This is a genomic window from Arthrobacter mobilis, from assembly GCF_012395835.1.
In the GTDB taxonomy this organism is placed as follows: domain Bacteria; phylum Actinomycetota; class Actinomycetes; order Actinomycetales; family Micrococcaceae; genus Crystallibacter; species Crystallibacter mobilis.
Genome location: NZ_JAAZSQ010000060.1, coordinates 1 through 1,221, shown reverse-complemented (window position 1 = coordinate 1,221; position 1,221 = coordinate 1). Strand labels below are relative to the sequence as shown.

Genomic DNA, 1,221 nt, shown 5'->3' with positions numbered 1-1,221 from the left:
ATTGGTTTGTTAATTATATTAGGGAAAGTGCGAATAAGCAGGTCATTTCTTCCCAAGCTGACTCGTTGATTAAAATTTCGCGGATCTGGGCCGATTTTTTTCCCGCAAACACATCGAATCAGCCTATTTAGGCTATTTTTTCCACCATTTCTGGCGTTATTTCCGGTTTTTACTGAGATCTCTCCCACTGACGTATCATTTGGTCCACCCGAAACAGGTTGGCCAGGGTGAATAACATCGCCAGTTGGTTATCGTTTTTCAGCAGCCCTTTGTATCTGGCTTTCACGAAGCCGAACTGCCGCTTGATGATGCGAAACGGGTGCTCCACCCTGGCACGGATGCTGGCTTTCATGTATTCGATGTTGATGGCCGTTTTGTTCTTGCGCGGATGCTGCTTCAAGGTTTTTACCTTGCCGGGACGCTCGGCGATCAGCCAGTCCACATCCACCTCGGCCAGCTCCTCGCGCTGTGGCGCTCCTTGGTAGCCGGCATCGGCTGAGACAAATTGCTCCTCTCCATGCAGCAGATTACCCAGCTGATTGAGGTCATGCTCGTTGGCCGCGGTGGTGACTAGGCTGTGGGTCAGGCCACTCTTGGCATCGACACCAATGTGGGCCTTCATGCCAAAGTGCCATTGATTGCCTTTCTTGGTCTGATGCATCTCCGGATCGCGTTGCTGCTCTTTGTTCTTGGTCGAGCTGGGTGCCTCAATGATGGTGGCATCGACCAAGGTGCCTTGAGTCATCATGACGCCTGCTTCGGCCAGCCAGCGATTGATGGTCTTGAACAATTGGCGGGCCAGTTGATGCTGCTCCAGCAGGTGGCGGAAATTCATGATGGTGGTGCGGTCAGGCAAGGCGCTATCCAGGGATAACCGGGCAAACAGACGCATGGAGGCGATTTCGTACAGAGCATCTTCCATCGCGCCATCGCTCAGGTTGTACCAATGCTGCATGCAGTGAATGCGTAGCATGGTTTCCAGCGGATAAGGTCGCCGGCCATTACCAGCCTTGGGGTAAAACGGCTCGATGACTTCCACCATGTTTTGCCATGGCAGAATCTGCTCCATGCGGGAGAGGAAAATCTCTTTTCGGGTCTGACGGCGCTTAGTGCTGAATTCACTATCGGCGAAGGTGAGTTGATGGCTCATGATGTCCCTCTGGGATGCGCTCCGGATGAATATGATGATCTCATATCAGGAACTTGTTCGCACCTTCCCTA

Annotated in this window: 2 protein-coding genes; both read right to left on the bottom strand. The window is 52.5% G+C overall.

What is annotated here, in order from left to right:
- Positions 1-188 (bottom strand): hypothetical protein (locus HGG74_RS21270; RefSeq protein WP_205762280.1); only part of this gene is annotated, 188 nt, incomplete at its 3' end.
- The gene (locus HGG74_RS20815; RefSeq protein ID WP_000019473.1) at positions 170-1,150 is read right to left on the bottom strand and encodes an IS5-like element ISKpn26 family transposase; all 981 of its coding nucleotides are present in this window, start codon (positions 1,148-1,150) and stop codon (positions 170-172) included. The genes HGG74_RS20815 and HGG74_RS21270, both read right to left, overlap by 19 nt.
- Between the last annotated feature and the right edge of the window lie 71 nt (positions 1,151-1,221).